This is a genomic window from Variovorax sp. P4_D9, from assembly GCF_056401695.1.
On sequence record NZ_JBFUIU010001392.1, the window covers coordinates 1 to 1,495 of the forward strand.

1 protein-coding gene is annotated in these 1,495 nt (G+C 65.8%); it reads right to left on the reverse strand.

From position 1 onward, the window contains the following. Nucleotides 1–576: 576 nt before the first annotated feature. A partial coding sequence (locus tag AC1DY5_RS55300; RefSeq protein ID WP_478122644.1) for a DNA-binding protein occupies nt 577–1,495 on the reverse strand: 919 nt, incomplete at its 5' end.

Sequence of the window (1,495 nt, forward strand, 5' to 3'; positions counted from 1 at the left end):
GTTGCAATTGAGGGGCTACCGAAGCGTTCGGAATGGACACACTCGAACCGGCAATAACGCGGTCCGCCATCTTGTCGGCTTCTCGCTCCGCGGCGGTGTCGGCACGGCATATTTCGAGCGACGTCCCCACTTGATCGTACGAAGTACATCGTGGCGACGCACACGATGGAATTCGTTGAACCAGTGGCCGCCAGTTCGATGACAAGGCAGGATAGCGCTGCACTGAGGAGACCGCAGAATTGTCACGCGACGACAGCCGTTTGTGAGTCAGCGCATGCATGAGCCCTCGCACTCATAAATCTAGTATCGCCGCATGGCGCCAACCGGCCAACTTCGGGGCGGCCTCGTATGTTCTGCGCCGACGGGAGACCGGTCAATCTTCCAAAGGGCCTACACCACGAACGCCTGCTTCCGTGGGAAATGTCTTCGCCGCCGCATCCTGTTCGTTGCTCCTTTCGCAGACAGTTCCAGCCCAAAGATTCAATCCGACCGAGTCTGAAGTCCGACTCCGAGAGGCGAGCGCCGTTGTCGAGTGGTTGTATTGGCAGGCAACGAAGGAGTTGTTGGCAGTCCTGACTACCTCGTCTTCCTGGACGCCGAACGACGTGCGCCGCCAGGCTTGCGCATGTCCGCGAGCGCCGTGGCAGGCAGCACGCGCGAGCCCTCGTGTGATTTCTTTTCTTCAACGAGTTGCTGCAGAAGATCGTCGAGTCGCTGCTGCAGCGCCGAGCCTTGCGACTGGGCCTGCGCCAGGAGGCCTGCTTGACCGGCCAGTTGATCGCGAAGCTCGCGTTCCACTTGCTGGGCGGCCTGCTGCGTGTCCCGAAGCATCCGGCGCCCGGCCTCCAGCGTCTGGGCCGCGGCGTCCTCGCTCTGGATGCGCCGTTGCTGTTCCCTCTCCAGCACGGCCTCCAGCTGCTTCGACGTTTGGCGCGCGCGGTCGACCTCGGCGAGCATGCGTTTTTCCTGCGCGGCATGACGGGCTTCGGCATCGCGCAGGTCCTGCTCGCGCTGGGCCAGCGCCATTGTGCTTTCCTGCCGCAGTCGTTCAGCGGCAGCGTGGGCTTCTTCCAGCAGGGCATTGAGCCGCGCCACTTCGACGGCGGCGGACTCGCGCCGCCGGAGGCCCTCGGCCGCCAGCGCGGTCACCTGCTGCTCGAGGGATTCGCGGGCCTGCTGCGAAGAGGCGAGGGCCTGGTCCAGGCTGGCCCGTGTCTGCGCAAAGGCCGCCTCGCGCTGCGCGAGTTCGCCCTGGTTCCGCACCAGTTCTTCTTCTTTCGCTCGCAGCTCGCCGCGCGCCGCCTCCAGTGCGGCTTCCTGCGCCTGCTCGGCTTCGCGGCGTGCCGTCTCCCATAAGAGGCGCGTCGCGTTCCGGACGCTCACGGGCACGCCGTCTTCGTCGTTGCCCGCCGGCGGCGCCGCCCCACCGGCGACCCGCGCCCCCAGCGACGCAAACCAGCGCTCGATCATCGGGCTCACCGTGTTCGGCGAGCCG